The following is a 23223-nucleotide window of genomic DNA, read 5'->3' as shown; positions in this document are numbered from 1 at the left end:
ATTGACGGCAGACGCAACATATAATCCCCTGTCCCTCCCGAAGCCTGCTGGATGGAAGAAGCTGGTCATGAACGATGCGACGTAATCTCCTCCCCATTCTGGCGCTCCTGACGAGCACGCTCTTCCTGTTCCTCGGCAATGGCCTGCAGGGTCTTCTCCTGCCGGTCCGGGGCTCGGCCGAAGGTTATTCGAACGAAATCCTCGGCTTGATCGGCACCACCTGGGCGACGGGTTTCGTCGTCGGCTGCTTCGTCGCTCCCAACCTCGTGCGCCGCATCGGCCATGTCCGTGCCTTTGCGGGATTCGGCGCCCTCATCTGCCTCAACGTCCTGCTCACCGGCATCCTGGTTGACCAGACGGCCTGGCTGATCCTGCGTGCCGTTACCGGCTTCTGCACCGCCGGCACCTCGATGATCATCGAAAGCTGGCTGAACGAGCGCGCCACGAACGAAAGCCGGGGTGCGATCTTCTCCTTCTATATCTCCATCACTTTGTTTGGTGTTGTCGGCGGCCAGATGATGGTCCCCTTTGCCGACGTGTCGACGCCCATCCTGTTCATGATCTGCGGCATCCTCTACTGCCTTGCGATCATCCCGACAGCCGTGTCCAGGGCGGCGTCACCGCAGCCGCTGAAGCGGGTGCGGCTTGACCTCAAGGGCCTTTACCGGAACTCGCCCGTTTCCTTCATCGCCATCCTGCTGATCGGAACCGCCAATGGCGCCTATGGCACGCTGGTGGCGGTTTTCGGTGCCCGCGCCGGACTGACGGAAGACATGATCGCGATCATGGTCAGCGTCACGATCCTTGCCGGTGCCGTGGCGCAGTTCCCTGCGGGCCGTCTGTCGGACCGCATGGACCGCCGATATGTCCTCGCAGGCCTGGCGGGTCTTGGAGCGGTCGCCGGCGTGGGCTTGAGCCTCTTCCAGCCCGCAAACGTCTACATGATCCTGATCCTGGTCAGCCTCTATGGAGCGGCAGCCAACGCCCTCTACCCCATCGCTGTCGCCCATGCGAACGACCATGCCTCATCCGAGGATTTCGTGAAGATTTCAGGTGGCCTGCTCCTCCTCTACGGGGTGGGCACGATCATCGGACCGACCCTCGGCGGTCCGGTCATGACCTGGCTCGGCCCTCACGCGCTCTTCGCCGTCACCGCGCTTTCCCATATCCTGGTGACCGCCTATGCGATCTTCAGAAGCCGGATCAGGGCGCCGGTACCGGTGGAGGAACGCGACAGCTATGCCGGCTCGCCGGCACTTGCGCCTTCCTTGACGACTCCCGAGAGCCTGCTGCTTAATCCTCGTGCGGCCGAAGGCGGCAGTGATCAGGATCAGGAGAGAACAGCGTCATGAGCTTCATGGATGACGACAGACCGAAGAAGCCGGTTTCCCACGAGATCGGTTGCGAACTGGACGCCCTGTCGGCCGATGAACTGGACAGGCGGATTGCACTCCTGCAGGACGAAATCCGCCGCCTGGGGGCGGAAAAGCAGAAGAAGGCAGCCGGCCGACGCGCTGCGGACAGTTTCTTCCGCTCCTGATGTCCAAGAACGGGAATTTATCCTGAATACTTTCTTTCTTTAACCGGATGTTAATCATTAACGTAGAGGATGATGAACATCCGGGCTTCCTGGATTCAGACGGTTTCACCGCGTGGCGAATAGGTCTGACTTTCTCCCTGTTTTACCTTGAGAGCCGCTTTTGCGGCTCTTCTTTTTGGCGTGGTGAGCAAAGGTGTGGGTATTAACCCTTCCTTAAGAAACGCCTTGCGGTTTGACGCTATAAACTCCATCTTAACTTCGAGAAGAGGCGCCAGGGAACTTTCCTTTCCCGCGGTCATTGCCTGTATTGTGATGCGTTAGCAGGATGATTTCGATGTCCGAACACGGATTGAACACTGTCAACTTTGCAGGCCGCGCCGCAGCCTCGTCGCAGTTCAAGGCGCTTTATACCGAGGGTATGTCGCTGGTCGAAGAAACCGCGAGCTACCTCGACGGCCCCGGACGCGCCGCCTCCAAGGTTCTGCCGCGTGTGGCTTCGGTCCTCTACGCAGCCGAATCCATGCGCCTGACCACCCGCCTGATGCAGATGGCCTCGTGGCTCCTGCTGCAGCGCGCCGTCAACAATGGCGAGATGAGCCGCGATCAGGTCCTTGCAGAGAAGAACAAGGTCCGCCTCGATGGCTTCAACGTCGACAAGAACGCGCCGGGCTGGCTCGACCTGCCCGAAGGTTTCCGCGACCTCGTCGAGCGCTCCCTGAGGCTGCAGAATCGCGTCGCCCTGCTCGATCGTGAAATCTACCGCCCGGGCGACACCCCGGTGCCGAGCAACGAGAATGGCGTTCGTGCCCAGCTGAACCTGCTGCACACAGCCTTCGGCGCCTGAAAATACTGACGCTTTCGCGAAAGGCGGGTCTTGGCCCGCCTTTTTTTGTTTTGCGCCAACCGCTGGGGCATAAAAAAACCCGGCCGGAGCCGGGTCTTTCCAAACTGATTCAGCGCAAGGCTTAGAGGCCGAGGCCGCCGAAGCGCTTGTTGAACTTGGAAACGCGGCCACCGCGGTCCATGAGCTGCTGGTTGCCGCCGGTCCAGGCCGGGTGCGACTTCGGATCGATTTCAAGGTTCATGGTGGCGCCTTCCGAACCCCAGGTCGAGCGGGTTTCGTACTCGGTGCCGTCGGTCATGACGACCTTGATCGTGTGGTATTGCGGATGGATGTCAGCCTTCATGTCGATAATCCTGCGCTGCGAGGTCCATATGTCGCAATTGCGATCGCAGACCCTCTTCAATAAATGAAGCCGCAGACCGGCTGGCCACGGCTTCCCAATTCGATGCGGAGCCTATACAGGAAGGGCGCCGGGAGCACAAGTGGCGCCGGTCTCAGAAAAGAGTCCGATCGCTCTGGGGGTAAAGTGGCGAATTCAGAAGACAGACAGCCGAAAGGCAAGGCCATCCGACCGCTGGCAAGGCTTCTTCCCTATCTGTCCCGTTATCGCGGCCTCGTCATGGGGGCCCTCTTCGCCCTCGTCCTTTCCGCCGCGACGACCCTTGCCCTTCCACTCGCAGTGCGGCGTATGGTGGATCACGGCTTCGCCGCCGCCGACGGAAGCTTTATCAACAACTACTTCGGCATGCTGCTCGGGCTGGCCACGCTTCTCGCACTGGCGAGCGCACTTCGCTACTATTTCGTGATCACAGTGGGAGAACGCGTGGTTGCGGATCTTCGCCGCGACGTCTTCGCGCGCGTGACCAGTCTTTCGCCAGCCTTCTTCGACGTCAATCAATCTGGCGAAATCGTCTCGCGCCTCACCGCCGACACCACGCAGATCAAGTCCGCCTTCGGATCGGCGGCCTCCCAGGCGCTACGCAACACCATCCTCTGTCTCGGGGCGATGGCCATGATGATCTATACGAGCCCGCAGCTCTCGGGGCTCGCGCTCGGTGCCATTCCGGTGATCGTCTTCCCGCTGGTCGCCTTCGGGCGCTCCGTCCGCAAGCGCTCGCGCGCTGCCCAGGATACGCTCGCCCGCACCTCCGCCTTCGCATCCGAGACGATCGGCGCGACCCGCACGGTCCAGGCCTTCAACGGCGAGGCCGCAGCCACCGCCCGCTATGCGGCAACGGTCGAGGATGCGTTCGGCGCGGCCCGGGCCGCCATCCGCTCGCGAGCACTTCTGACGGGCTTTGCGATCTTCATGGTATTCGGCAGCATTGTCGGGGTGTTGTGGTACGGCGCCCAGAACGTGCTGGCCGGTACGATGACGGCAGGGACGCTTGGCCAGTTCGTTCTCTACTCGGTGATTGCCGCAAGCGCGCTCGGTCAGTTGTCGGAAGTCTGGGGCGAACTTTCGCAGGCAGGCGGCGCCGCCGAACGCCTGACGGAGCTGCTGCACGAGATCCCCGCCGTCCGCGAGCCAGCCTCGCCCATTCCCTTGCCGAGGCCGCCGCGCGGTGCCGTCACCTTCGAGAACGTCTCCTTCGCCTATCCGTCCCGCGAAAACAGCGTGACGCTGAACGGCCTCTCGCTCGATGTCCGCCCCGGCGAGACGGTCGCGATCGTCGGCCCTTCCGGCGCCGGCAAGAGCACGATCTTCTCTCTTCTGCTCCGCTTCTACGATCCCGTCTCCGGAACCGTACGGCTGGACGGTATCGACCTGCGGGAGGCGTCCCTCTCGGACATCCGCAGCCGTCTCGCGCTCGTACCGCAGGACGTGACGATCTTTGCCGCCTCTATCCACGACAACATCGCCTTCGGCAGAACCGGCGTCAGCCGCGACGCCGTGCGTGCCGCCGCCATTGCCGCACAGGCGCACGAATTCATCGAGAAGCTCGACAGCGGCTATGACACGCTTGCCGGCGAGCGCGGCGTTACCCTCTCCGGAGGTCAGCGGCAGCGCATTGCCATCGCCCGCGCCATCCTGCGCGACGCGCCGGTCCTGCTGCTCGACGAGGCAACCTCTGCCCTTGACGCCGAAAGCGAGACGCTGGTGCAGAAAGCGCTCGACGGTCTGATGAAGGAACGGACGACGCTGGTGATCGCCCACCGACTTGCGACCGTCCTCAAGGCAGACCGCATCCTCGTCATGGACGAGGGTCGGATCGTCGAGGAAGGAACGCATCAAAGCCTCGTTGCCAAGGGTGGCCTTTATGCGCGGCTGGCGCGGCTGCAGTTCCACGACATCAATCGCGAAGCCGTCAGCGCTCCGTTAGCTTGAGTTCGATGCGCCGGTTCTGGTTGCGGGCCTCCGTGGCATCGCCCTCGGCTATCGGCTGGAACTCGCCGAAACCGGCAGCAACCAGCCGGTTGGCCGGCACGCCCTGCTCGATCAGGTACTTCACCACGGACGTCGCACGCGCCGAGGATAACTCCCAGTTGTCGCGATAGCGTCCGGTGCCGGAAAGCGGCGCATTGTCGGTGTGCCCATCGACGCGAAGCACCCAGTTGATCTCCGCCGGGATCTCCTTGGCAAGATCGAGCAACGCTTCGGCAAGCTTGGCCATTTCCGCGCGCCCCGCCTCGTCCAGTTCGCTTCCCCCGACCGGAAACAGCACTTCCGACTGGAAGACGAAACGGTCGCCGACGATGCGGATGTTCTCGCGGTCGGAGAGGATTTCACGCAGACGGCCAAAGAAGTCTGAGCGATAGCGGTTGAGCTCCTGCACCCGCTGCGCCAGCGCCACGTTCAGGCGTCGGCCGAGGTCGGCGATCTGCGCCTGCGAAGCCTGGTCCTTCGCCTCCGAAGCCTGTAGCGCCTGCTCCACCGCCGCAATCTGCGCCCGCAAGGCGGCAATCTGCTGATTGAGAAGCTCGATCTGGCTCATCGCCCGCGCGCTGACCTGCTGTTCCTCGTTCAGATCCTGCGTCAGCTGGCCGATACGCGCATTAGCGGCGTCGCTCGTGCCGGCACCCTGGTCGAGCAGCGCCTGCAGTCGTGACCTCTCGCTCTCGGAACTCGCTAGCGAGGATTGCAGGTTGGCCAGCGTATCTTCGAGATCCTGCGCATTGCCCTTCTCGAGAGCCAGCAACTCGGTGAGTTCCGCAATCTGGCTGTTCAGCCGGTTCAGCACCTCGTCGCGTCCGGTGATCTCGCGGCTGAGCAGGAACTGCGCCAGCACAAAGACGGTAAGCAGGAACATGATGGCAAGCAGCAGGGTCGACAGGGCGTCGACAAAACCTGGCCAGTAGTCGACGCCGCGCTCGCGACGGCGGTTTTTGACGAGCGCCATCGGCTACTTGCTCCCGATCTTCTCGGAAAGACGGTCCAATGTCCGGCGCAGCGCCTTCGCCTCCTCCTGCTGCGCCTCGATCCAGTCGCGCAGCATCTGCTGCTCGTTGCGCATGTTCTTCACGAGCCCCTGAATGCCCTCGGCGAGGTTCGCCATTGCCGACAGCGACTTCTCGTTGACCGCTCCGTCCGGCGACCTCGACTGGACGGCGGACAGCTTCCGCAACTGCTCGGTCAGAGCCCGCAATTCCTCGTTCTGTCCAAGCGCGGACGTCGCGGCCGGCGAGATATCGGACCCCATGTCGGTGACCGACGACAGCCAGTTTTCCAGTTCGGTATAGAAGCGGTTCTGGGCGCGGCCGGCCTGGATATCGAGGAAGCCGAGAATCAGCGAGCCGGAGAGGCCGAGAAGCGACGAGGAAAAGGCCGTCCCCATGCCGGAGAGCGGCGCCGTGAGGCCGCTCTTGAGCGCGTTCAGCACGTCGTTCGTGTCCCCGCCATTGGGATCGAGCGTCTGGATCACCGTGCTGATCGAGCTGATCGTGCCGATCAGGCCCCAGAAGGTTCCGAGCAGGCCCAGGAAGACGAGGAGCCCGATCAGGTATCGCGAAATCTCGCGCGACTCGTCCAGCCGGGTGCCGATCGAATCGAGGATCGAGCGCTGCGAGGAGGGAGACAGCGACATGATCCGGCGGCGGCTGACAAGAGCCCGCATCGGAGCAAGCAGGCGCGGCTCGCGGCCGACCTTGTCTGCGCTTCCGGCTGCCCGGAACGAGTTGAACCACCGGACCTCCGGGATGAGGCTGATCACCTGGTTGAAGACCAGCACGATGCCGATGATCAGGACGCCGAGGATGAAGCCGTTCAATCCCGGATTGGTCATGAAGGCAGTGTGCGCCTGGCGGTACAGGATGGCGGCGATGAACCCGACAAGGATGAGGAAGATCAGCATCGTCCACAGAAAGGGGACGGGATTGGAGAGCTTGTGGCTGTAGCCGGCCCGGCCGGTTTCCGCCTCATCCAGATCGTCCACTCTCGCATCCACCATGTCGTGACTCGGCCTCCGGTACTGTTTGCCGGAGGCTAGTGGAAAAATGAGACGAATTGAAGTGCGTAACCGTCCACAGCCGGGGATGGCGGCCCGGCTTGCGGCTATCGCGTCGGCACGGGCCGGTTGGCAACCTCGAGCAGGGCCTTCTGGATGTGCTCGTTGCCGGCGACGACGGTACGCTCACCGAACATATCGGTCCCGCCCCTAATGTCGCTGACGAAGCCGCCGGCCTCGCGGATCAGCACCAGGCCTGCCGCCATGTCCCAGGGAGAAAGCTCGGCTTCCCAGAAGCCGTCGAGCCGTCCGGCCGCCACATAGGCAAGATCGAGCGCTGCCGCACCCATGCGACGGATGCCGGCTACTTCGCCCATCACGTGGCGAAGCTCGACCAGGAACTTGCCGTGGTTTCCGCGCCCGAGATGCGGAACGCCGCAGCCGATCACGCAATCGGACAACACGCGCCGCGCCGCAACCCGCAGACGGCGGTCGTTCAGGAACGCGCCGCCACCCTTCTCCGCCGTGTAAAGCTCATCCGTCGCTGGATTGAAGACGACGCCGGCGACGATCTCGCCGTTGCGCTCCAAGGCGATCGAGACCGCAAATTGCGGAATGCCGTGCAGGAAGTTCGTCGTTCCGTCGAGCGGATCAACAAGCCAGCGATGGGCGCCGTCCGTTCCCTTGATCTCCTCGCTTTCCTCGCCGAGGAAGCCGTAGGTCGGCCGCGCCTTGAGCAATTCGTCCCGCACGATCTTCTCCGCCTTCAGGTCGGCCTGGGAGACGAAGTCGCTCGGTCCCTTCACCGAAACCTGCAGGTTCTGCACCTCGCCGAAGTCGCGCGACAGCGACTTGCCGGCCTTGAGGGCAGCCTGAACCATGACGTTGAGAAGGGCGGAACGTGCCATGCGGGAAGGTCCTTGGATTGCGGAAGCCTGTCCCGCATGTGAATTGCCGCGGGACGCCTTGTCAGGCAATGTAGTGATCGGCGGGTTCAAGACCACAAAAACGAGGGAAATTCAAGTCGTCCAAGGACCCCGCTCTTGCGACGATCCGCGCTACCTCTAGATGATGACTACCATTTGGACCGCATGCGTCGGAGAGACAGATGAAGATGACCCTACCCCTGACCGCAAGCGCCGCTCTCCTGACAGCGATGGTGGCCGCATCGATCTGGGGATGGTGGCTCCGGGGATCCGAAGTCGAGTTGGCTGTCCACTTTTTGTTGGACGGCACGCCGAACCGCTATGCGCCGGCTCCATTCGCATTCTCGATAGTCCCGCTGGCCGCAGCCTTCGCCACGCTGCTCTTTGCAGTCACGCCGCGTTTCGATCCGAAGGCTTCGGCCTCGCCGCGACTTTACAAGGGCCTTTGGCTCCTCGTCCTCCTGACGCTGGCAACCGGACACGCACTCATCGTCTGGCACGCGCTTACAACCGTCCGCTGATCAGCTTCGCCGGAACCGGTTGGCAGCCTCGATCGCCTTCTTCTGCTGCTCCTCGTTGATGCCGAGGAAGAAATCCTCGAGTTCCGGGTCGGCCAGGCCGGCGCGACGCGACAGCACGTACCACTTCGCCGCCTCCACAGGGTCAGGCCGGGTACCGAGCGCATTGATGTAGAGATGGGCGAGCTTGTTCTGCGCCACGACATTGCCGCGCAGTGCCGCCACCCGCATCCACTGGAAGCCTCCGTCGAAGTCACGTTCGCCGGCGACACCGTTCACCAGCCAAAGCCCGAGATCGAGCTGCGCCGTATCATAGCCGGCCTTTGCGGCGCGCAGCAGCCACATCCGGGCCTGAGCCTTCTTCTCCTGCGGAGTGTCGGCAAGCGTCACGTAGAGCTGGGCTACGGCATATTGCGCGTCCGCGAGCCCCTGCGCCGCCGCCTTCTCATAGAACGGCAGCGCGAGCTTCAGCCCCTTTTCACCGGGATTGTCGGAAACCAGGATCTGGGCCCAGTTGAACTGCGCCGACGAGTTGCCCGCCTCCGCCGCCCTGCGCATGTAGTCGTCCGCCTTCGCCTTGTCGCGCTCCACATGACGGCCCGTCATCAGCATCAAGGCGTATTCGAACATCGCGGCCGGATCACCCCGCTCCGCGGCCTGCCCGTACCAGAAGGCTGCCGTCTTCGGATCCCGCTTGATCCCCAGTCCCTTGGACATCATTTCCGCGACCAATGTCTGGGCGGCGGCATCGCCCGCCTCTGCCCTCGGCAGTGCCTCCGCCAGCGCGGTCACGTAGAGGCCGCGCTGGTAAGCGCCATAGGCCTCGTCCACGGGCCTGTCACTTGGCTTTTCTTCCGGTGCGGGAGGAAGGGCTGCCCCCATCCGCTGATAGAGCTCGACCCCCCCGGAAGGCACAATACCATCCGGTTGCGCGTTCTCGCCGCCTTCCCCTACCCTGCCCCTCTTCATCGGCTGGGCGTCGGGTTCGACGGGTCGCGTCATCGCCCGCTGCGCCTGCTGCGCGGCGGCATCGGCCGCCGGTGCGGAGGCCACCGCCGCAGTGGCGAGGAGGAGCCGGGTAACAAGATTAAAAAGCGAAAACGGGCGCATGCCGTTCATCAAGCGTCAAACCGTGGCGCTTTTTCGTCGAGAAGCCGGTTGGCTTCCGCGACCGCCTGTTCCGCCGCTTGGGATCCCCCAAAGACGGCCTCCCGCAGGGCCACGAATTCCGCACCGGTTTCGGCGACGGCCACTACGGAGGCGACGTCGTTGCCACCCATAACGATGCAGGGGATCTCCACCATCGACGCCCACCACTCGCCTAGCGCCAAATTCTTGGGATGTGGCTCTGGCTTGATGTCGCCTTCGAACTTGCCGAAGAAGATGTAGTCGGGCTGCAGTTCGCCGATCTCCAGCGCCGTGTGGCGCTCGGCAGCGCCGCCTGCGCCGACGATCATCTTCGGCGTGAACTTGACGATGGCATCGTCCAGTTCCTCCTTCTTTCCTGCCACATGAAGGCCGTCGGCCTTGGCGCGCCCGGCGACACGACTGTCGCCCGCCACCAGCGCGGCGGCCCCCGACGCCTGGATGATGGGCACCACGGTCTCGGCCAAGGCCTGGAACGCATGGTCATTCCGGTCGTACTGCGGGATGATGACGGTCGCCACGTCACCGCCGGCCAACGCCGATCGAAGCTGGTCCGCCAGGGTCTGCACATCGCCCCCGGCAGGAAGGATCAGGACGAGGCGGCAGCGGTTCTCGACGTCGGTCATGGTGTTTCCTGTACCGCGAAATTGTGAGACGAGTAGTTTCTCGCCTTTTCCTCCCGTTCGATAGACCGGACCGATTGCTGGATCAACCATCTGCCATGCCTCTCGATCTCACCTTCTTCCTGGCGGCCATCCCGGCCGTCATCCTCGTCGGCCTGTCCAAGGGCGGCTTCGGCGGCGCCTTTGCGCTGATGGGCGTGCCGATCCTGGCGCTCGTCGTCGATCCGCTACAGGCTGCAGCGATCTTCCTTCCCATCCTGATCGTCATGGATATCGTCGCCCTCTGGGCGTGGCGCAACGACAATGACAGGCGTACGCTGCTGATACTCCTGCCGGGCGGCATCCTGGGGATTGCGCTCGGTTGGGCAACCTCGGCCTATGTTTCCCCGAACGCCCTGAAGTTCGTGATCGCCGTCTCCACCATCCTCTTCGCCGCCCGATACTTCTACCAGGCGTGGTGGCCGCATGCGGGGGGCGAGGCGCCACCGCTGCCGCACCGCCCCGTCCGCGCGACCCTCTGGGGCACGCTTTCCGGCTATGCCAGTTTCGTGGCCCATGCGGGCGGCCCGCCCTTCCAGATCTACGTCCTGCCACTCAAGCTCGATCCGCGATCCTATACCGGCGCCAGCGTGCGCTTCTTCGCCCTGGTGAACGCGATCAAGCTGATACCCTATTTTGCGCTCGGCGCGCTCGACACGGAAAACCTCGTCGCATCCGCCACGCTGTTTCCCGTCGCCCTCGTCGCCACCATGCTCGGAGCCTGGATCATCCGCAACCTGAAGACCGAGGTCTTCTATCCGCTCACCTACGGCCTCGCCCTCGTCACCGGCCTGAAGCTTCTCTGGGACTCACTGGCCTGAGGCATCAGGCTCGATCAGACCTTCGCCGAAGCGTCGCCCCCTGATTCGGCTTGATATCTCGAGGTGGAACACGAGTCGGCAAAGCCAGTAGACCAGGACCGAGACCGCGAGCAGGCTTCCGGTGACCAACAGGCCCGTCGCGAGGGATTGCGGTAGATCCAGAAGATAGACCGGCGGCAGGACGACGAGTGAGGCGACCGCCACCGCGATCCCTGCGAAGACGCGGCGGAGCGCCAGCCACAGGACCTCCTCCACCCGCAGCATCTGCCCTCGCACCATGGGCAACTCACGGGCCGACGTTAGCGCCTGACATGCGTCCTCGAACGCCTGATCATAGTCTTCTCTGGCGTAGCCCATCGCCCACCTCCCGTCTCAAGAGCGAACCCTAGGTCGGCTCCTGGTCTCGGGCAAGCTGCATCACCTTTTTCGGCGGCCTTGCTGCAGCGCACAAACAGGATTGTCTCCCGGCAAGGCTTGGGCTAGCCTGCGGTCATGACGAGCACCGACCCCTTCGCTGCCATCGCCGATCCGCACCGGCGCCACCTGCTGGAGGAGCTTCGTCGCGCACCGAGAACGGTTGGGGAACTTGCGGAGGGTCTTCCAATCAGCCGGCCCGCGGTTTCGCAGCACCTGAAGGCCTTGCTCGACTGCAATCTGGTCGTGGTGAATGTCGCGGGAACGCGCCGGATCTATTCCGTCAACAACAGCGGGTTCGACAGGTTGAACCTCTGGCTGGACCAGTTCTGGTCGTGACCAGCAGATGGCCACGACCAGAAGGCTTGGGTGGATGATTTCGTTGCCGCCTTGCGTGGCACCGCTATGGCTGGCGCCGGCGGCGGGACATTCTCCTTGAGGGTTAGTGGCGCGTCGACGCCTTCAGACGTTGCAATTCGTCCTTGAGACGAAGCTTGCGGCGCTTGATGTCTGCGATCTGGCGATCGTCAGCAGAGGGAGACGCAAGAACGCTCTGGAGCTCCTCTTCGAGAGCACCGTGCTTCTTTTCAAGCGATGCAATATGAGCCTGAATGGTCATGCGGCATGTCCTCCTTGGCAACCTGCCCCGGCTATCCCTTTGAGCCGGAGGCTTCAGGTTTACGTAGAAATTGTGACATGAACCGCGGCGTTTGTCGAAGGTGAAAACAAGGCTTCAGCGCGGCAAATTGGTGGCCGTGCATAACTTCCAGTTAATGCCGTTTGGTGGTAGGAGCTTGCGCACATTACCGACGATCGGGCACAGGTTTCGAGTTGAATGGGGACAGTGGAAATGGCGGACCAGGAACAGGCGGATATTCGGCTGGCGCTTGCGAGGCTCCGTCAGGAGCACGAGGATTATGACGCCGCGATCAACGCGATGATCCAGGTTGGCAGCGAAGCCCTGCGCATCCAGCGCATGAAGAAGAAGAAGCTGGTCATCAAGGACAAGATCACCCAGTTGGAAGACCAGATCCTGCCCGACATCATCGCCTGAGGGGAATATGCGGATGACATCCGAGAGACCTGCAGTCGCCATCATCATGGGAAGCCAGTCCGACTGGGAGACGATGAAGAATGCCGCCGATACGCTCGACGCGCTCGATGTCGACTATGAAGCGAGAATCATCTCCGCCCACCGCACGCCGGACCGGCTCGTCAGCTTCGCCAGGGGCGCCCGCGACGAGGGGTTCAAGGTGATCATCGCCGGTGCCGGCGGAGCGGCGCATCTCCCCGGCATGACGGCGGCCATGACACCCCTTCCGGTCTTTGGCGTTCCCGTGCAATCCAAGGCGCTCTCCGGGCAGGACAGCCTTCTCTCCATCGTCCAGATGCCCGCGGGCATCCCCGTCGGCACACTGGCGATCGGGCGCGCAGGCGCCGTCAACGCTGCGCTGCTGGCCGCCGCGGTCCTCGCGCTCGGCGACGAGGATCTTGCCGACCGGCTCGACGAATGGCGCGCCGACCAGAGCGCCAGCGTTGCCGAATACCCTATGGACGAAGGCTGATGAGCGCCACCACGATCGGGATCATCGGCGGCGGGCAGCTGGGCCGGATGCTGGCCATGGCAGCTGCCCGTCTCAACTTCCGCATCATCGTGCTGGAACCGCAATCCGATTGTCCGGCCGCGCAGCTTGCCAGCGAACAGATCGTTGCTCCCTATGACGATCCGGATGCGCTCAACGCGCTCGCCCGCGCCTGCCAGATCGTCACCTATGAGTTCGAGAACGTGCCGGTCGCGGCGGCAGCGAGGCTCCAGCAGTTCGTGCCGGTCTATCCACCGCCGAGAGCGCTCGAGGTCGCCCAGGACCGGCTGACCGAGAAACGCTTCCTGAACGACTGCGGCATAGCCACCGCCGATTTCCGAGCGGTCGACAGCCAGGACGACTTGGAGAAGGCACTCGCGGACTTCGATGATCGTGGCGTGCTCAAGACCCGCCGCCTCGGCTATGACGGAAAGGGCCAGCGTCTCTTCCGCTCGCAGGAGTACGATCCGGCGGGTGTCTTCGATTCGCTCGGCCGGGTGCCACTGATTCTGGAGAGCCTGGTTGCCTTTGAGCGGGAGATCTCCATCATCGCCGCTCGCGGCCGGGACGGTACCGTCGCCTGCTACGATCCTGCCGAGAACGTCCATCTGAACGGCATCCTCCACACCTCGACCCTGCCCGCCCGCATATCGGACGCGACCGCGGCCCATGCCGTCGAGGCGGCTCGCAGGCTTCTCGAAGCCCTCGACTATGTCGGCGTCATCGGCATCGAATTCTTCGTCATGCCAGATGGCAGCGTCGTCGCCAACGAGATCGCCCCCCGGGTCCACAACACCGGCCACTGGACGGAGGCCGCCTGCGTCGTCTCGCAGTTCGAACAGCACATTCGCGCCGTCTCCGGCCTGGCACTCGGAAATCCTGAGCGCCATTCCGATTGCGTGATGACCAACCTGATCGGCGACGACATCCGCAATGTTCCAGAATGGCTCGCGCAACGGGACGTTCTGGTGCACCTCTACGGCAAGACGGAGGCCCGCGAGGGCCGCAAGATGGGTCACGTGACGCAACTCACCGGCCCCAAAAAGCAGCGGAATGGTTGACAGGCGCGATGCGTCGCGGTATCTGCACGCCAACCTTGAGAGCGCGCCCTTCTTCCCGGGAAAAAGCGGCGCGCTTTTGATTGTAATGACAAGCGGGCCCAAACGCTCGTAAACCTGCGGACAAGAGCAATGAAGATCAAGAATTCGCTGAAAGCGCTGAAGGCCCGCCATCGCGACAACCGTCTGGTTCGCCGCAAGGGCCGCGTTTACATCATCAACAAGCAGAACCCGCGCTTCAAGGCCCGCCAGGGCTGATCGACACTGCGGCATCGGCCAGGCCGGTACCGTTCAATTTGTCGAGCGCAGGCTTATTCGGGTTTGACCTTCGGCGCATGCGGATTACATATTTCCGCATGCGCCATTTTCGTTTCAGCCTGCTCCTTGTTTCCGTCCTTGCCGCGGCCTCTGCGGCATCGGCGCAGCCTTCCGAACCTGCCGCCGCCCCGGCCACGCAGGCCTCACCGGAAGCCAGGCTAGCCGGTCTCTTCGATTCGCTGAAGCGCGAACGCGACCCCGACAGGGCCCGCGGCATCGCCAGCCAGATACTGGCCGAGTGGGATGATTCGGGCAGCGCCACCGTCAACCTTCTGATGCAGTGGGCGACGAAGGCCGCAAACGAGAAGCGCAATGCCGCCGCCCTCGACTTCCTCGACCAGGCGACCATCCTCAAGCCCGACTATGCGGAGGTCTGGAACCGCCGCGCCGGCCTTCACTTCACCATGGGCGATCGCCGCAAGGCAATGGCAGACATCAACCAGGTCCTGATCCGGGAGCCGCGTCATTTCGGTGCTCTTTCAGGGCTTGCGGGAATACTCGCCGAGAATGGTCAGGACGAACTGGCGCTGAAGGCGTGGCAGCGATACCTCACGGTCTATCCTGCAGACCGGGAGGCCCAGGAGGCGGCGATCAAGCTTGAGGAAAAGCTTGCCGGCAGCCGCACCTGAGGATTCCTCGCCCGATGGTCATCCTTCCCCTCGCCATTGCCGGACTGTTCGCGGCCGCCTTCGGGTTCACCGCCTGGAAGGCGCGCGCCATCGAGCAAAGCTATCCCAATCACGGCGAACTGATCGATGTCGGCGGCTTCCGCATGAACTCGCTGTTCGTCCCTGCGGGCGAGGATGCGGACCTGCCGCCGATCGTCTTCATCCATGGGGCAAGCGGCAACCTGCGCGATCAGGAGACGGCGTTCCGCAGTCGGCTTGAGGGCCGCGCCGACCTGCTCTTCGTCGATCGTCCCGGGCACGGCTATTCGGAGCGCGGCAGCGAACGGAATGCCTGGCCCGATGGCCAGGCAAATGCCATTGCGCGGCTGATGGAACTGCGTGGCATCGAGAGTGCCATCATCGTGGGTCACTCCTTCGGCGGCGCGATCGCTGCGAGCTTCGCACTGGAGCACCCCAAAAAGACGGCTGGACTGCTCTTCCTCGCGCCCGCTACCCATCCCTGGCCGGGCGGCGTCGACTGGTATTATGACCTGGCAAAGAAGCCCTACATTGGATGGCTTTTCAGCCGCCTTGTGGCCCTGCCGGCCGGCTTAGTGCGCATCGATGGAGCGACCCACTCCGTCTTCCATCCGAACCCCCGTCCGGAGAAATACGTGACGGAAGGCGCGCCGGCGCTCGTCCTTCGCCCCCGCAACTTCCGCAACAACGCGATCGACGTCGCCAATCTCAACGAATACGTGAAGCAGGTGGCGGCCCGATACAGCTCGATCACCGCACCGACCGTTGTGATTACCGGAAACCGCGACGCCATCGTCGCCGAGGAGATTCACTCGGTCGGCCTGAAGCGAGATATCGAGCATGCCGACCTCGTCTGGATCGATAGCCTCGGACATAAGCCTGACTATGTCGTACCGGATGTGGCCGTGGCAGCGCTGGAAAAGCTGGCGGGGCAGGACCGCGATCTCGAGGCTATCGCCCGCGCGGCCGAGGCTCGCTTAAGGGGCCAGAGCGCCCCTCGCTCCTGACCGGAATCAGATGCCGCTCTGTCCGTCCGCCCCGATATAGGCGATGCGCAGCATGTTGGTCGCGCCTGGCGTGCCGAGCGGTACACCGGCCGAAATGATGATGCGGTCGCCCGGAGCGCCAAAGCCTTCCGACACGACGATCCGGCAGGCACGATTGACCATGTCGTCGAGATCCTCTGCGTCATGGGAGACGACGCAATGCAGGCCCCAGCAGACCGAAAGCCTTCGCGCAGTCTGGACGATCGGCGACAAGGCGATGATCGGAACCTGCGGCCGTTCGCGCGAGGCGCGCAGGCCCGTATTGCCGGACGAGGTATAAGTTACGATGGCGGATAGTCTCAGCGTCTCGGCGATCTGCCGGGCCGCAAGCGAGATGGCGTCTGCGCCCGTTGCTTCCGGCGTCGGCCGCTGCGCGTAGATGATGTTCGAATAATAGGGATCCTGCTCGACCGTGCTGGCAACCGAGGCCATGGTCGCCACCGCTTCGACCGGATAATCGCCGGAGGCGGATTCTGCCGAGAGCATGACGGCGTCGGCGCCTTCGAAGACCGCGGTTGCAACGTCGGAGACTTCCGCACGTGTCGGCACCGGCGAACTGATCATAGATTCGAGCATCTGCGTTGCGACGACCACCGGCTTGCCGGCCCGGCGGCAGGCGCGGGTCAGCTGCTTCTGCAGGCCTGGCACCGCCTCGAGCGGCATCTCCACGCCGAGGTCTCCGCGGGCCACCATCAGCGCGTCGGACAGTTCGATGATTTCGTCGATCCGCTCGATCGCCTGTGGCTTCTCTATCTTCGACATCAGGCCGACGCGGCCGCGGGCAATCTTGCGCACTTCCGCGAGGTCCTCCGGCCGCTGCACGAAGGAGAGCGCCACCCAGTCCACTTCTCCCGTCGCGAGAACAGCGTCCAGATCGGAGCGATCCTTGTCGGTCAGCACGCCCACCGGCAGAAGCGTATCGGGCAAGCTGATCCCCTTGCGGTCGGAGATCTTGTTGCCGGATACGACGGTACAGACGATCTTCTTGCCGTCAGTCTTTTCGGCGCGCAGCATGAGCTTGCCGTCGTCGATCAGCAGGCGGTCGCCCGGCTTCACGGCCGACAGGATTTCCGGATGCGGAAGGAAGACGCGCGTGGCATCGCCCGGCTCGTCACGATTATCCAGCGTGAACGTCTGCCCCGGCTCCAGCGCCACCTTGGTGTCGGCGAACTTCCCGACGCGCAGCTTCGGCCCCTGGAGGTCGGCCAGAATGCCGATCGGTCGGCCGCACTTTGTCTCGACCGCCCGGATACGCTGGATCAGCATGCGCATCGTGTCGTGGCTGGCATGGCTCATATTGATGCGGAAGAGGTCTGCGCCCGCTTCATGCAACTTCTGGATCGTGTCTTCCTCGGATGACGCAGGCCCCAGTGTCGCAAGGATTTTAACTTTGCGGTTACGCTTCATCAATTCTGGCCTTCCTGCGTGCTCGGCGCGTCCGACAGCTGTACCATCCAGCTGCCCTGGCGCCCGGTATCGTATTCCTTGAAGCCCATGCGCTGGTAGCCGCGGGCGAAGCAGTCCTGGACGCCGACGATCTTGAACTCGTTCTCGGCGACGCACATGTTGACCTCACCGGTCCAGCGGCCACCGCGTGCCGCATCTTCGGCATAGAGGTAGTAGTAGCGGGACTGCAGTTCGCCTTCGATCAGCGTGGCGCAGGTCGAGGCCGGGACCTGCCACCAGCCTTCCGTCGTCCACCCTTCCTCCGCCCGATAACCGATCGCGACGCCGACCAGATTCTGCGTGCCGTTGCAGACCCGGAAGTCCGCTTTGGCGGCGCCGGCGGCAAACAGCGGGATGCACAGCGAGGCGAGGAATGCGGCAGCGGGGACGTAACGCAGCGGCAAGGTGAGGGAAAGGCGGGATGATGTCGACACGGCTTCCGATGGAACCCCATGGTTATTCGCGAAGCACTTTCTTCGCCCTTCGAGGGTGGAAAGTCAACGCAACTCTAATCGATTATAGCGGCCGGACTCATCGTTCGGCGAGCCCACGCTTGCGCCCTCGCTGCCTGCATGCGATCAACCGGAGCCTACCTCCAGCACGATGCCGGGACCCGCAACTGCCATGCCAGACTTCGTACCGTTCGAGATCATAGAAGGCGATTATGACGCCGCCATGGTGCTGCTCGCCGACCATGCGATGAACCGCCTTCCGCCTGAGTATGGAAGCCTCGGACTGCCGGACAGTGCGTTTCGACGCCACATCGCCTTCGACATCGGCATCGAAGGGCTGACCCGGCAATTGGCGGCGAAATTGGGCGTCCCCGCGGTGCTCGGATGTTTCTCGCGGCTGCTGATCGACCCCAACCGGGGCGAGGACGATCCGACGCTGATCATGAAGATCTCCGACGGCGCCATCATCCCCGGCAACTACCCGATCACGGACGAGGAATGGTCGAAGCGCCTCGATACCTACCACCGTCCCTACCACCGCGCGGTGGAACGCACGATCGCAAAGGCGGGCGCGGGTGGACGCGCGCCGCTCGTCCTCTCGCTGCATTCCTTCACGCCGGCCTGGAAGGGCGTCCCCCGCCCCTGGCACGCCGCCGTCCTCTGGGACAGTGATGACAGGGCGGTCCGGCCCCTGCTCGAAATGCTGCGCCGGGAGGAAGGCCTCGTCATCGGCGACAACCAGCCCTATGATGGCGCGCTTCGTGGTGACACCATGTACCGTCACTGCATGACGTCCGGCCTGCCGCATGCCCTTCTGGAGGTGCGGCAGGACCTGATCGGCGACGAGACCGGCATCGATGAGTGGGCCGGTCGTCTCGCTCCGATCTTCGCAGCGCTGAACGACGATCCGGCACTGCACGAATACCGGGTCTTTGCCTCGCGGACCGGCCCCTATGGAAGCTGATATTTAAAGGAAGAACACCATGAACGGACTGACGGAACAGCAGAAGACGGAATTCGAGGCAGCCGCCTTCCGCCGGCTCGTCCAGCACCTGCGCGAACGCAGCGATGTACAGAACATCGACCTCATGAACCTCGGCGGCTTCTGCCGCAACTGCCTTTCCAACTGGTATCGCGACGCCGCCATCGCTGCGGGCGTGGAAATGAGCAAGGACCAGTCGCGCGAGACCATCTACGGCATGCCCTACGAGGAGTGGAAGAAGCTCCACCAGAACGAAGCATCCCGCGATCAAAAAGCCGCATTTGAGAGAAACAAGCCTGTTGATCACTGAGGCCGCCGTCGATTCGGCTTGACCTCGGCCGCCCTTCGCGGCAGGTGACGAACCAATCTGCAGAACCCGCACTACAGGAGACCTCGATGTCTGATGCTCATGGCGTCGCCCGCGACCAACTCCGCGCATTTGTCGAGCGCATCGAAAGACTGGAAGAAGAAAAGAAGACGATCGCCGATGATATCAAGGACGTCTACGGCGAAGCCAAGTCCATGGGCTTCGACACGAAGATCCTCAAGAAGGTGATCGCGCTGCGCAAGAAGGACGATCAGGAGCGGATGGAGGAGGAGCTTATCCTCGACACCTACCTGCAGGCCCTCGGAATGATCGAAGGCGCACCGGAAGCCGACGCCGCCTAAGCGCAACTTCTCCGATCCTATGCAGCCTCATGGCCCCGGCGTTGTAACCCAGCGTCGGGGCTTTCGCTTTTTCTACGACTGGCAAAAACCGAGCGCGAAAAAGCCGCCCTGAAGGCGGCCTTTCTATCACATGGTGATTCTGAGCTACTGGCTGATCGGCTTCTTCGGGCTGAACCGGCTTGGGTCGATCGAGGCGGTCTTGGTGACCGGCTTGAAGCCGCTTGAGGCATAGGCCGTGGTGTAGGCGGTGCTCAACGTGCGGCTGACGACCCGCGGCGCCTTCACCGAAGCCACCTCGGCCACGCGGTTATTGCTCACGGCCCACTTTGCCAGCATCTCTCCCGTCAAGGCAGGGCCGACGTCCTGTTGGACATCGCGGTTGCCGAGCGCGGCATTGCGGCCGCCCTTCGTCGGAACAGGAACTTGCGTCGGCGCGTCGAAACCGTCGCCGAAACGCCGGTTTGCAGCTGACACATCGGCCGCTCCGGCAGGAAGGGCAGCGACATCGACGGACCTTTCCGCCGCAACAGGCGCGGACGGAGCAAGCGTCGAGCGGGCATAGGCGCCGCTTTCTGCCAGGGCGGCGACCACCGCCGGCGCAAGCGCCTGCTCTTCGCCAAGATCGCCTTCGCTCTCGGGTTCAATCTGTGCGGATGCAAGCAGGGCCTCCGCACCCGACGGCCGGGCCGCGGGAAGCGGGACCGAGGACAGCGCGGCTTCGGGCAGCGCACTGTCGATCGAGGCGGTCATCACGCCAGCTTCAGCGTCACCCTTGAGGCCCCGGGGACCAAGCAACGTGGGAACCGGGATCGCATATTCCTGCAGGTCAGCGAACGCCTCCCCTTCCGGCTGCGTGGCAGGCATCGTCGGGGTCGGCAGCGCTGCGGCGAGCGCCTCCTGTGCGGTGCTGCGAGCCGGCGAATAAAGCGCCGTCGCCAGTCCGCCCGGTCCGCCGTCGTTGCGGAAGGAGGGACGGTTCTGCGGCACGGGAGCCGCTATCGTTTCTACGCCAGGAAGATCCTGTGGCTCGGCGGCTGCGACCATGACCGGCTCCTGGGCACGAGCCGCAGGCACGGAAGGCGCCGGACGCTCGACGGGTTCCGGTGCTGCGATTGCATCGGCATCCTCGTCCTCGTCGCCACCACCGAAGAGCATCGCGAGCAGGTTCGGGCGCTTCTTGGCGGAACCGCCGCCCGACGTGCTGGCGATCTCGATCTGCTGACCCGAGCTCAGGCGCTTCTTGTAGCTTGCAAGAGCCTGCTGGTAACCAGGCAGCGGCTTTCCGTCAGCCGGAAGATGGACTGTATTGCCGTCGGGGAAGAGGCTGACCAGTTCTTGTCGGCTCATGCGCGGCCACGCCCGCACGCCGCCGACATCAAGGTGCACGAAGGGTGAACCGGATGTCGGATAGTAGCCGACGCCGCCCACCTGCATCTTCATGGCCAGTGCCCGAAGGGTAGAGAGCTTGACGCCGGGGATATAGAAATCCATCGCCTTGCCGAGCATGTGCTGGCTGTTCTTGGCCACGCCCTTGCTGCGCGAACGAAGCATGCCGTTCGTTGCCGGCGAGCGGTAGGCGGAGACCACATGGATATAGTCGTTGGCGCCGCTGCGCCGATAGACTTCCCAGACGAGATCGAGAAGGCGCGGGTCCATCTTCGTCGGCTCGTTGCGACGCCAGTCGCGCAGCAGGTTGTTGACCTGCTGCAGGCCCTTCGGATCGAACTTGCCATTGCGCTTGAACACAATGTTCGCGCGCTCTTTCGTATGAACGAAATAGAGCTTCAGGCTGCGGGTCTCGGCAGCCGCCTGCGTGGCGGAAACGGACAGTAGCGGCAGCGCGAGACAGGCTGCGACGGCAAGGGATGCGGCACCCTTGATCAGAGACTTGACGAAAGCGCTCACGTAGCCGTGCTTGCCGGCGCCATGGGGCGTTTTGTTCGCATTCAGATCCTGCAAGGCTGTCCCCGTCCTGTCGACAACTTCCCTCGTTGTCGTGATGACTGTCAATTGCGGTGAGACGATGGCAAATTTGCCACACAATCACAAGCATCTCTCGAAGAGTCAACAAATCGCTACCAAGAGATTGACAGAGGGTGACAGAACATCCTTGCGCGAAGGTTAACGATCTCTAATGGAGCTTGGCTCAGGCGGCCTCCTTCAGCGGGTTGTCCGGATCGATGCCGTAGTCCTTCAGCTTGCGATAGAGCGTCGAGCGGCCGATGCCCAGCTTCCTCGCCACCTGGCTCATCTGGCCGCGGTAGAATTTCAGTGCAAAACGAATGAGTTCCTCCTCAACCTCGGCCAGTTTGCGGACCTCTCCGGCAGTATCCGTCGTCGGTATCACGTTGGCGGAAGCGGGATAGGCGGCAGCCAGCAGGGCGCGGGGGTCCGGACGGGCCGGCTGGATCGGCACACCGATGAAGCCGTCCGGGGTGGGCAGCACCACAGGCGAGGACGCGGGCTGGGGCATTTCAGCCGCCCTCGGCGCAGCCGTCGCAACCGTTTCCGCATGCCGCAATTCCTCCGATCGGAACTCAGGCAATTGTGCGGCAATTTGTGGGAAATCCGCGTCTGTCAGTTCGTCCGTCTGTGCCAGGACGGCCGCCCGGAAGATGGCGTTCTCCAGCTCCCGGATATTGCCCGGCCAGTCATGAGCGGTGAGCAGAGCCATTGCCGTCGGCCCGATGGTCACCGGGCGCGGCAGCTTCTGTTCGAGCGAGAACCGGTCGGCGAAGACCCGGGCGAGATGCGGGATGTCCTCCTTGCGGCGGCGCAAGGCTGGGATCGTGATCGGGAAGACGTTGAGACGGTAGTAGAGATCTTCCCGGAAGCGTCCTTCCCTGACTTCCTCGATAAGGTCCTTGTTCGTGGCCGAGATCAGGCGGACATTGACCTTCTGAACCTTGGCCGATCCGACCGTCTCGATCTCCCCCTGCTGCACGGCGCGCAGGAGCTTCACCTGTACGTCCAGCGGGAGATCGCCGATCTCGTCGAGGAAGAGCGTCCCGCCATCGGCCTCGACGAACTTGCCGGCATGCCTATCGGTTGCACCCGTGAACGCGCCCTTCTCGTGGCCGAAAAGGATGCTTTCCACCAGGTTCTCCGGAATGGCTCCGCAGTTGACGGTGATGAAGGGCTTACCGGCGCGATCGCTCGCAGCCTGGATCGCCCGCGCGACCATTTCCTTGCCGACACCCGATTCGCCTTCCAGGACGACTGGGATGGACGAATGGGCAGCCCGCTGCGCCAGTTCTATGACGCGTAGCATTTCCGGGCTTGCGGATACGATGTCGCTGAAGGTCACGGCGCCGCTCCGTGACCGGCGCGCAGTTCGGCTGCGGCCTTCCTTGCGGTCGACCGTTAGCGCATTGGCCACAGAGGCTGCAATGCGTTCGGGAGAGACGGGCTTGACGACGAAATCGAACGCGCCGGCCCGCATGGCCTCCACTACCGTCTCGATGCCGCCATGACCTGTCTGGACGATCACCGGCGTCTCGATGCCAACTTCGCGGATCGCCTTGAGGAAGCCGAGCCCGTCGAGGCCCGGCATCATCAGATCGAGGACGATGACATTGATCTGGTCGCCGCCATGCTTCAGAAACTCCAGGCCACCCAGACCGTTCTCGGCTGTATGAACCACATGTCCATGACGTTCGAGCGCGTTCTTCAACAGGCGGCGCTGAACGGGATCGTCGTCAACTACAAGGATTTGGGCAATCATGCTCGGCTCCCGACATCATTCATAATGTCCAACAAGGGCTTC

The 23223-nt window shown here is 63.4% G+C and carries 28 protein-coding genes and 1 pseudogene; 16 read left to right on the top strand and 13 right to left on the bottom strand.

Annotation, left to right across the window (positions count from 1 at the left end; all coding sequences use genetic code 11):
- Positions 1 to 74 precede the first annotated feature (74 nt).
- Together ACEPP2_RS14330 and ACEPP2_RS14325 are read left to right on the top strand one after the other, a co-directional pair.
- Positions 75 to 1352 (top strand): MFS transporter, encoded by a 1278-nt coding sequence (locus ACEPP2_RS14330; RefSeq protein ID WP_152337925.1) that lies wholly within the window; start codon positions 75 to 77, stop codon positions 1350 to 1352.
- Complete coding sequence (locus ACEPP2_RS14325; RefSeq protein ID WP_395516979.1) at positions 1349 to 1540, top strand: DUF1192 domain-containing protein; 192 nt, start codon at positions 1349 to 1351, stop codon at positions 1538 to 1540. Before ACEPP2_RS14330 ends, ACEPP2_RS14325 begins: the two co-directional genes overlap by 4 nt.
- Positions 1541 to 1635: 95 nt before the next feature.
- On the opposite strand, the gene ACEPP2_RS14320 is transcribed toward ACEPP2_RS14325, so the two are convergent.
- Positions 1636 to 1839, bottom strand: coding sequence for a hypothetical protein (locus tag ACEPP2_RS14320; RefSeq protein ID WP_395516978.1), 204 nt, complete (start codon positions 1837 to 1839; stop codon positions 1636 to 1638).
- A gap of 35 nt (positions 1840 to 1874) precedes the next feature.
- On the opposite strand from ACEPP2_RS14320, the gene rcdA reads away from it, so the two are divergent.
- Positions 1875 to 2384, top strand: coding sequence for a protease adaptor protein RcdA (rcdA, locus tag ACEPP2_RS14315; protein WP_281976554.1), 510 nt, complete (start codon positions 1875 to 1877; stop codon positions 2382 to 2384).
- A gap of 121 nt (positions 2385 to 2505) precedes the next feature.
- On the opposite strand, the gene rpmE is transcribed toward rcdA, so the two are convergent.
- On the bottom strand, positions 2506 to 2727 hold the full coding sequence (gene rpmE / locus ACEPP2_RS14310; RefSeq protein ID WP_052639260.1) for a 50S ribosomal protein L31: 222 nt from the start codon (positions 2725 to 2727) through the stop codon (positions 2506 to 2508).
- A 63-nt stretch (positions 2728 to 2790) separates the two neighbouring features.
- On the opposite strand from rpmE, the gene ACEPP2_RS14305 reads away from it, so the two are divergent.
- Positions 2791 to 4713 carry an ABC transporter transmembrane domain-containing protein gene (locus ACEPP2_RS14305; protein ID WP_345742142.1) on the top strand — a complete coding sequence of 641 codons (1923 nt, stop codon included), beginning with the start codon at positions 2791 to 2793 and terminating at the stop codon, positions 4711 to 4713.
- On the opposite strand, the gene ACEPP2_RS14300 is transcribed toward ACEPP2_RS14305, so the two are convergent.
- The 3 genes from ACEPP2_RS14300 to ACEPP2_RS14290 all read right to left on the bottom strand — a co-directional run bounded on the left by ACEPP2_RS14300 (position 4694) and on the right by ACEPP2_RS14290 (position 7677).
- Complete coding sequence (locus ACEPP2_RS14300; RefSeq protein WP_142589918.1) at positions 4694 to 5725, bottom strand: peptidoglycan -binding protein; 1032 nt, start codon at positions 5723 to 5725, stop codon at positions 4694 to 4696. The genes ACEPP2_RS14305 and ACEPP2_RS14300 overlap by 20 nt on opposite strands.
- 3 nt (positions 5726 to 5728) lie before the next feature.
- Positions 5729 to 6772 (bottom strand): flagellar motor protein MotA, encoded by a 1044-nt coding sequence (locus ACEPP2_RS14295; RefSeq protein WP_395516977.1) that lies wholly within the window; start codon positions 6770 to 6772, stop codon positions 5729 to 5731.
- Between the two features lie 104 nt (positions 6773 to 6876).
- The gene (locus ACEPP2_RS14290; protein ID WP_281976551.1) at positions 6877 to 7677 is read right to left on the bottom strand and encodes an inositol monophosphatase family protein; all 801 of its coding nucleotides are present in this window, start codon (positions 7675 to 7677) and stop codon (positions 6877 to 6879) included.
- Between the two features lie 200 nt (positions 7678 to 7877).
- Here ACEPP2_RS14290 and ACEPP2_RS14285 point away from each other — a divergent pair, with 200 nt between their 5' ends.
- Positions 7878 to 8216, top strand: coding sequence for an SdpI family protein (locus tag ACEPP2_RS14285; RefSeq protein ID WP_395516976.1), 339 nt, complete (start codon positions 7878 to 7880; stop codon positions 8214 to 8216).
- Here the strand turns inward: ACEPP2_RS14285 and ACEPP2_RS14280 are convergent, their stop codons facing one another.
- Both ACEPP2_RS14280 and ACEPP2_RS14275 read right to left on the bottom strand, forming a co-directional pair.
- Positions 8217 to 9323: a tetratricopeptide repeat protein gene (locus ACEPP2_RS14280; RefSeq protein WP_395516975.1), complete on the bottom strand. Its 1107-nt coding sequence runs from the start codon at positions 9321 to 9323 to the stop codon at positions 8217 to 8219.
- Between the two features lie 8 nt (positions 9324 to 9331).
- Positions 9332 to 9985 carry a thiamine phosphate synthase gene (locus tag ACEPP2_RS14275; RefSeq protein ID WP_395516974.1) on the bottom strand — a complete coding sequence of 218 codons (654 nt, stop codon included), beginning with the start codon at positions 9983 to 9985 and terminating at the stop codon, positions 9332 to 9334.
- 95 nt (positions 9986 to 10080) lie between these two features.
- On the opposite strand from ACEPP2_RS14275, the gene ACEPP2_RS14270 reads away from it, so the two are divergent.
- The gene (locus tag ACEPP2_RS14270; protein WP_281976548.1) at positions 10081 to 10842 is read left to right on the top strand and encodes a sulfite exporter TauE/SafE family protein; all 762 of its coding nucleotides are present in this window, start codon (positions 10081 to 10083) and stop codon (positions 10840 to 10842) included.
- On the opposite strand, the gene ACEPP2_RS14265 is transcribed toward ACEPP2_RS14270, so the two are convergent.
- A complete protein-coding gene (locus tag ACEPP2_RS14265; protein ID WP_395516973.1) occupies positions 10831 to 11199 on the bottom strand; it encodes a hypothetical protein in 369 nt (122 codons plus the stop codon). The two genes, ACEPP2_RS14270 and ACEPP2_RS14265, sit on opposite strands and share 12 nt — an antisense overlap.
- Positions 11200 to 11334: 135 nt before the next feature.
- On the opposite strand from ACEPP2_RS14265, the gene ACEPP2_RS14260 reads away from it, so the two are divergent.
- Positions 11335 to 11595: an ArsR/SmtB family transcription factor gene (locus tag ACEPP2_RS14260; RefSeq protein WP_052639280.1), complete on the top strand. Its 261-nt coding sequence runs from the start codon at positions 11335 to 11337 to the stop codon at positions 11593 to 11595.
- Between the two features lie 103 nt (positions 11596 to 11698).
- Here ACEPP2_RS14260 and ACEPP2_RS14255 read toward each other — a convergent pair whose 3' ends face one another.
- Positions 11699 to 11875 carry a YdcH family protein gene (locus tag ACEPP2_RS14255; protein ID WP_152339536.1) on the bottom strand — a complete coding sequence of 59 codons (177 nt, stop codon included), beginning with the start codon at positions 11873 to 11875 and terminating at the stop codon, positions 11699 to 11701.
- A gap of 231 nt (positions 11876 to 12106) precedes the next feature.
- On the opposite strand from ACEPP2_RS14255, the gene ACEPP2_RS14250 reads away from it, so the two are divergent.
- The 6 genes from ACEPP2_RS14250 (at position 12107) to ACEPP2_RS14225 (ending at position 15869) form a co-directional block, all read left to right on the top strand.
- On the top strand, positions 12107 to 12310 hold the full coding sequence (locus ACEPP2_RS14250; RefSeq protein ID WP_052639282.1) for a YdcH family protein: 204 nt from the start codon (positions 12107 to 12109) through the stop codon (positions 12308 to 12310).
- A 13-nt stretch (positions 12311 to 12323) separates the two neighbouring features.
- On the top strand, positions 12324 to 12821 hold the full coding sequence (gene purE, locus ACEPP2_RS14245; RefSeq protein WP_052639284.1) for a 5-(carboxyamino)imidazole ribonucleotide mutase: 498 nt from the start codon (positions 12324 to 12326) through the stop codon (positions 12819 to 12821).
- Entirely contained in the window at positions 12821 to 13900 is a 1080-nt protein-coding gene (locus tag ACEPP2_RS14240; protein WP_395516972.1) for a 5-(carboxyamino)imidazole ribonucleotide synthase, read from the top strand. The genes purE and ACEPP2_RS14240 overlap by 1 nt, the downstream gene beginning before the upstream one ends.
- 129 nt (positions 13901 to 14029) lie before the next feature.
- Entirely contained in the window at positions 14030 to 14155 is a 126-nt protein-coding gene (gene ykgO, locus ACEPP2_RS14235; RefSeq protein WP_003497670.1) for a type B 50S ribosomal protein L36, read from the top strand.
- Positions 14156 to 14253: 98 nt separating this feature from the next.
- The gene (locus tag ACEPP2_RS14230; RefSeq protein ID WP_395516971.1) at positions 14254 to 14844 is read left to right on the top strand and encodes a tetratricopeptide repeat protein; all 591 of its coding nucleotides are present in this window, start codon (positions 14254 to 14256) and stop codon (positions 14842 to 14844) included.
- Between the two features lie 14 nt (positions 14845 to 14858).
- The gene (locus tag ACEPP2_RS14225) at positions 14859 to 15869 is read left to right on the top strand and encodes an alpha/beta fold hydrolase (RefSeq protein WP_395516970.1); all 1011 of its coding nucleotides are present in this window, start codon (positions 14859 to 14861) and stop codon (positions 15867 to 15869) included.
- A gap of 6 nt (positions 15870 to 15875) precedes the next feature.
- On the opposite strand, the gene pyk is transcribed toward ACEPP2_RS14225, so the two are convergent.
- Together pyk and ACEPP2_RS14215 are read right to left on the bottom strand one after the other, a co-directional pair.
- Positions 15876 to 17315 carry a pyruvate kinase gene (gene pyk / locus ACEPP2_RS14220; RefSeq protein ID WP_077549614.1) on the bottom strand — a complete coding sequence of 480 codons (1440 nt, stop codon included), beginning with the start codon at positions 17313 to 17315 and terminating at the stop codon, positions 15876 to 15878.
- Positions 17315 to 17707, bottom strand: a pseudogene (locus ACEPP2_RS14215) (DUF1036 domain-containing protein); the annotation flags it as partial. The pseudogene ACEPP2_RS14215 and the gene pyk, both read right to left, overlap by 1 nt.
- A gap of 271 nt (positions 17708 to 17978) precedes the next feature.
- Here ACEPP2_RS14215 and ACEPP2_RS14210 point away from each other — a divergent pair.
- The 3 genes from ACEPP2_RS14210 (at position 17979) to ACEPP2_RS14200 (ending at position 19457) form a co-directional block, all read left to right on the top strand.
- On the top strand, positions 17979 to 18770 hold the full coding sequence (locus ACEPP2_RS14210) for an N-formylglutamate amidohydrolase (RefSeq protein ID WP_139346363.1): 792 nt from the start codon (positions 17979 to 17981) through the stop codon (positions 18768 to 18770).
- A 19-nt stretch (positions 18771 to 18789) separates the two neighbouring features.
- Entirely contained in the window at positions 18790 to 19098 is a 309-nt protein-coding gene (locus ACEPP2_RS14205; protein ID WP_077549617.1) for a DUF1244 domain-containing protein, read from the top strand.
- 86 nt (positions 19099 to 19184) lie between these two features.
- Positions 19185 to 19457: a DUF2312 domain-containing protein gene (locus ACEPP2_RS14200; RefSeq protein ID WP_052639299.1), complete on the top strand. Its 273-nt coding sequence runs from the start codon at positions 19185 to 19187 to the stop codon at positions 19455 to 19457.
- Between the two features lie 144 nt (positions 19458 to 19601).
- On the opposite strand, the gene ACEPP2_RS14195 is transcribed toward ACEPP2_RS14200, so the two are convergent.
- Both ACEPP2_RS14195 and ACEPP2_RS14190 read right to left on the bottom strand, forming a co-directional pair.
- Positions 19602 to 21416 (bottom strand): DUF882 domain-containing protein, encoded by a 1815-nt coding sequence (locus ACEPP2_RS14195; protein WP_395516969.1) that lies wholly within the window; start codon positions 21414 to 21416, stop codon positions 19602 to 19604.
- A gap of 187 nt (positions 21417 to 21603) precedes the next feature.
- Positions 21604 to 23181, bottom strand: coding sequence for a sigma-54-dependent transcriptional regulator (locus ACEPP2_RS14190; protein WP_152339528.1), 1578 nt, complete (start codon positions 23179 to 23181; stop codon positions 21604 to 21606).
- Between the last annotated feature and the right edge of the window lie 42 nt (positions 23182 to 23223).

It is taken from the genome of Pseudorhizobium flavum (assembly GCF_044142885.1).
GTDB classification, from domain to species: Bacteria; Pseudomonadota; Alphaproteobacteria; order Rhizobiales; family Rhizobiaceae; genus Neorhizobium; species Neorhizobium flavum.
Note: the sequence above shows the minus strand (reverse complement) of the source record. Positions and strands in the feature narration are given on the sequence as shown.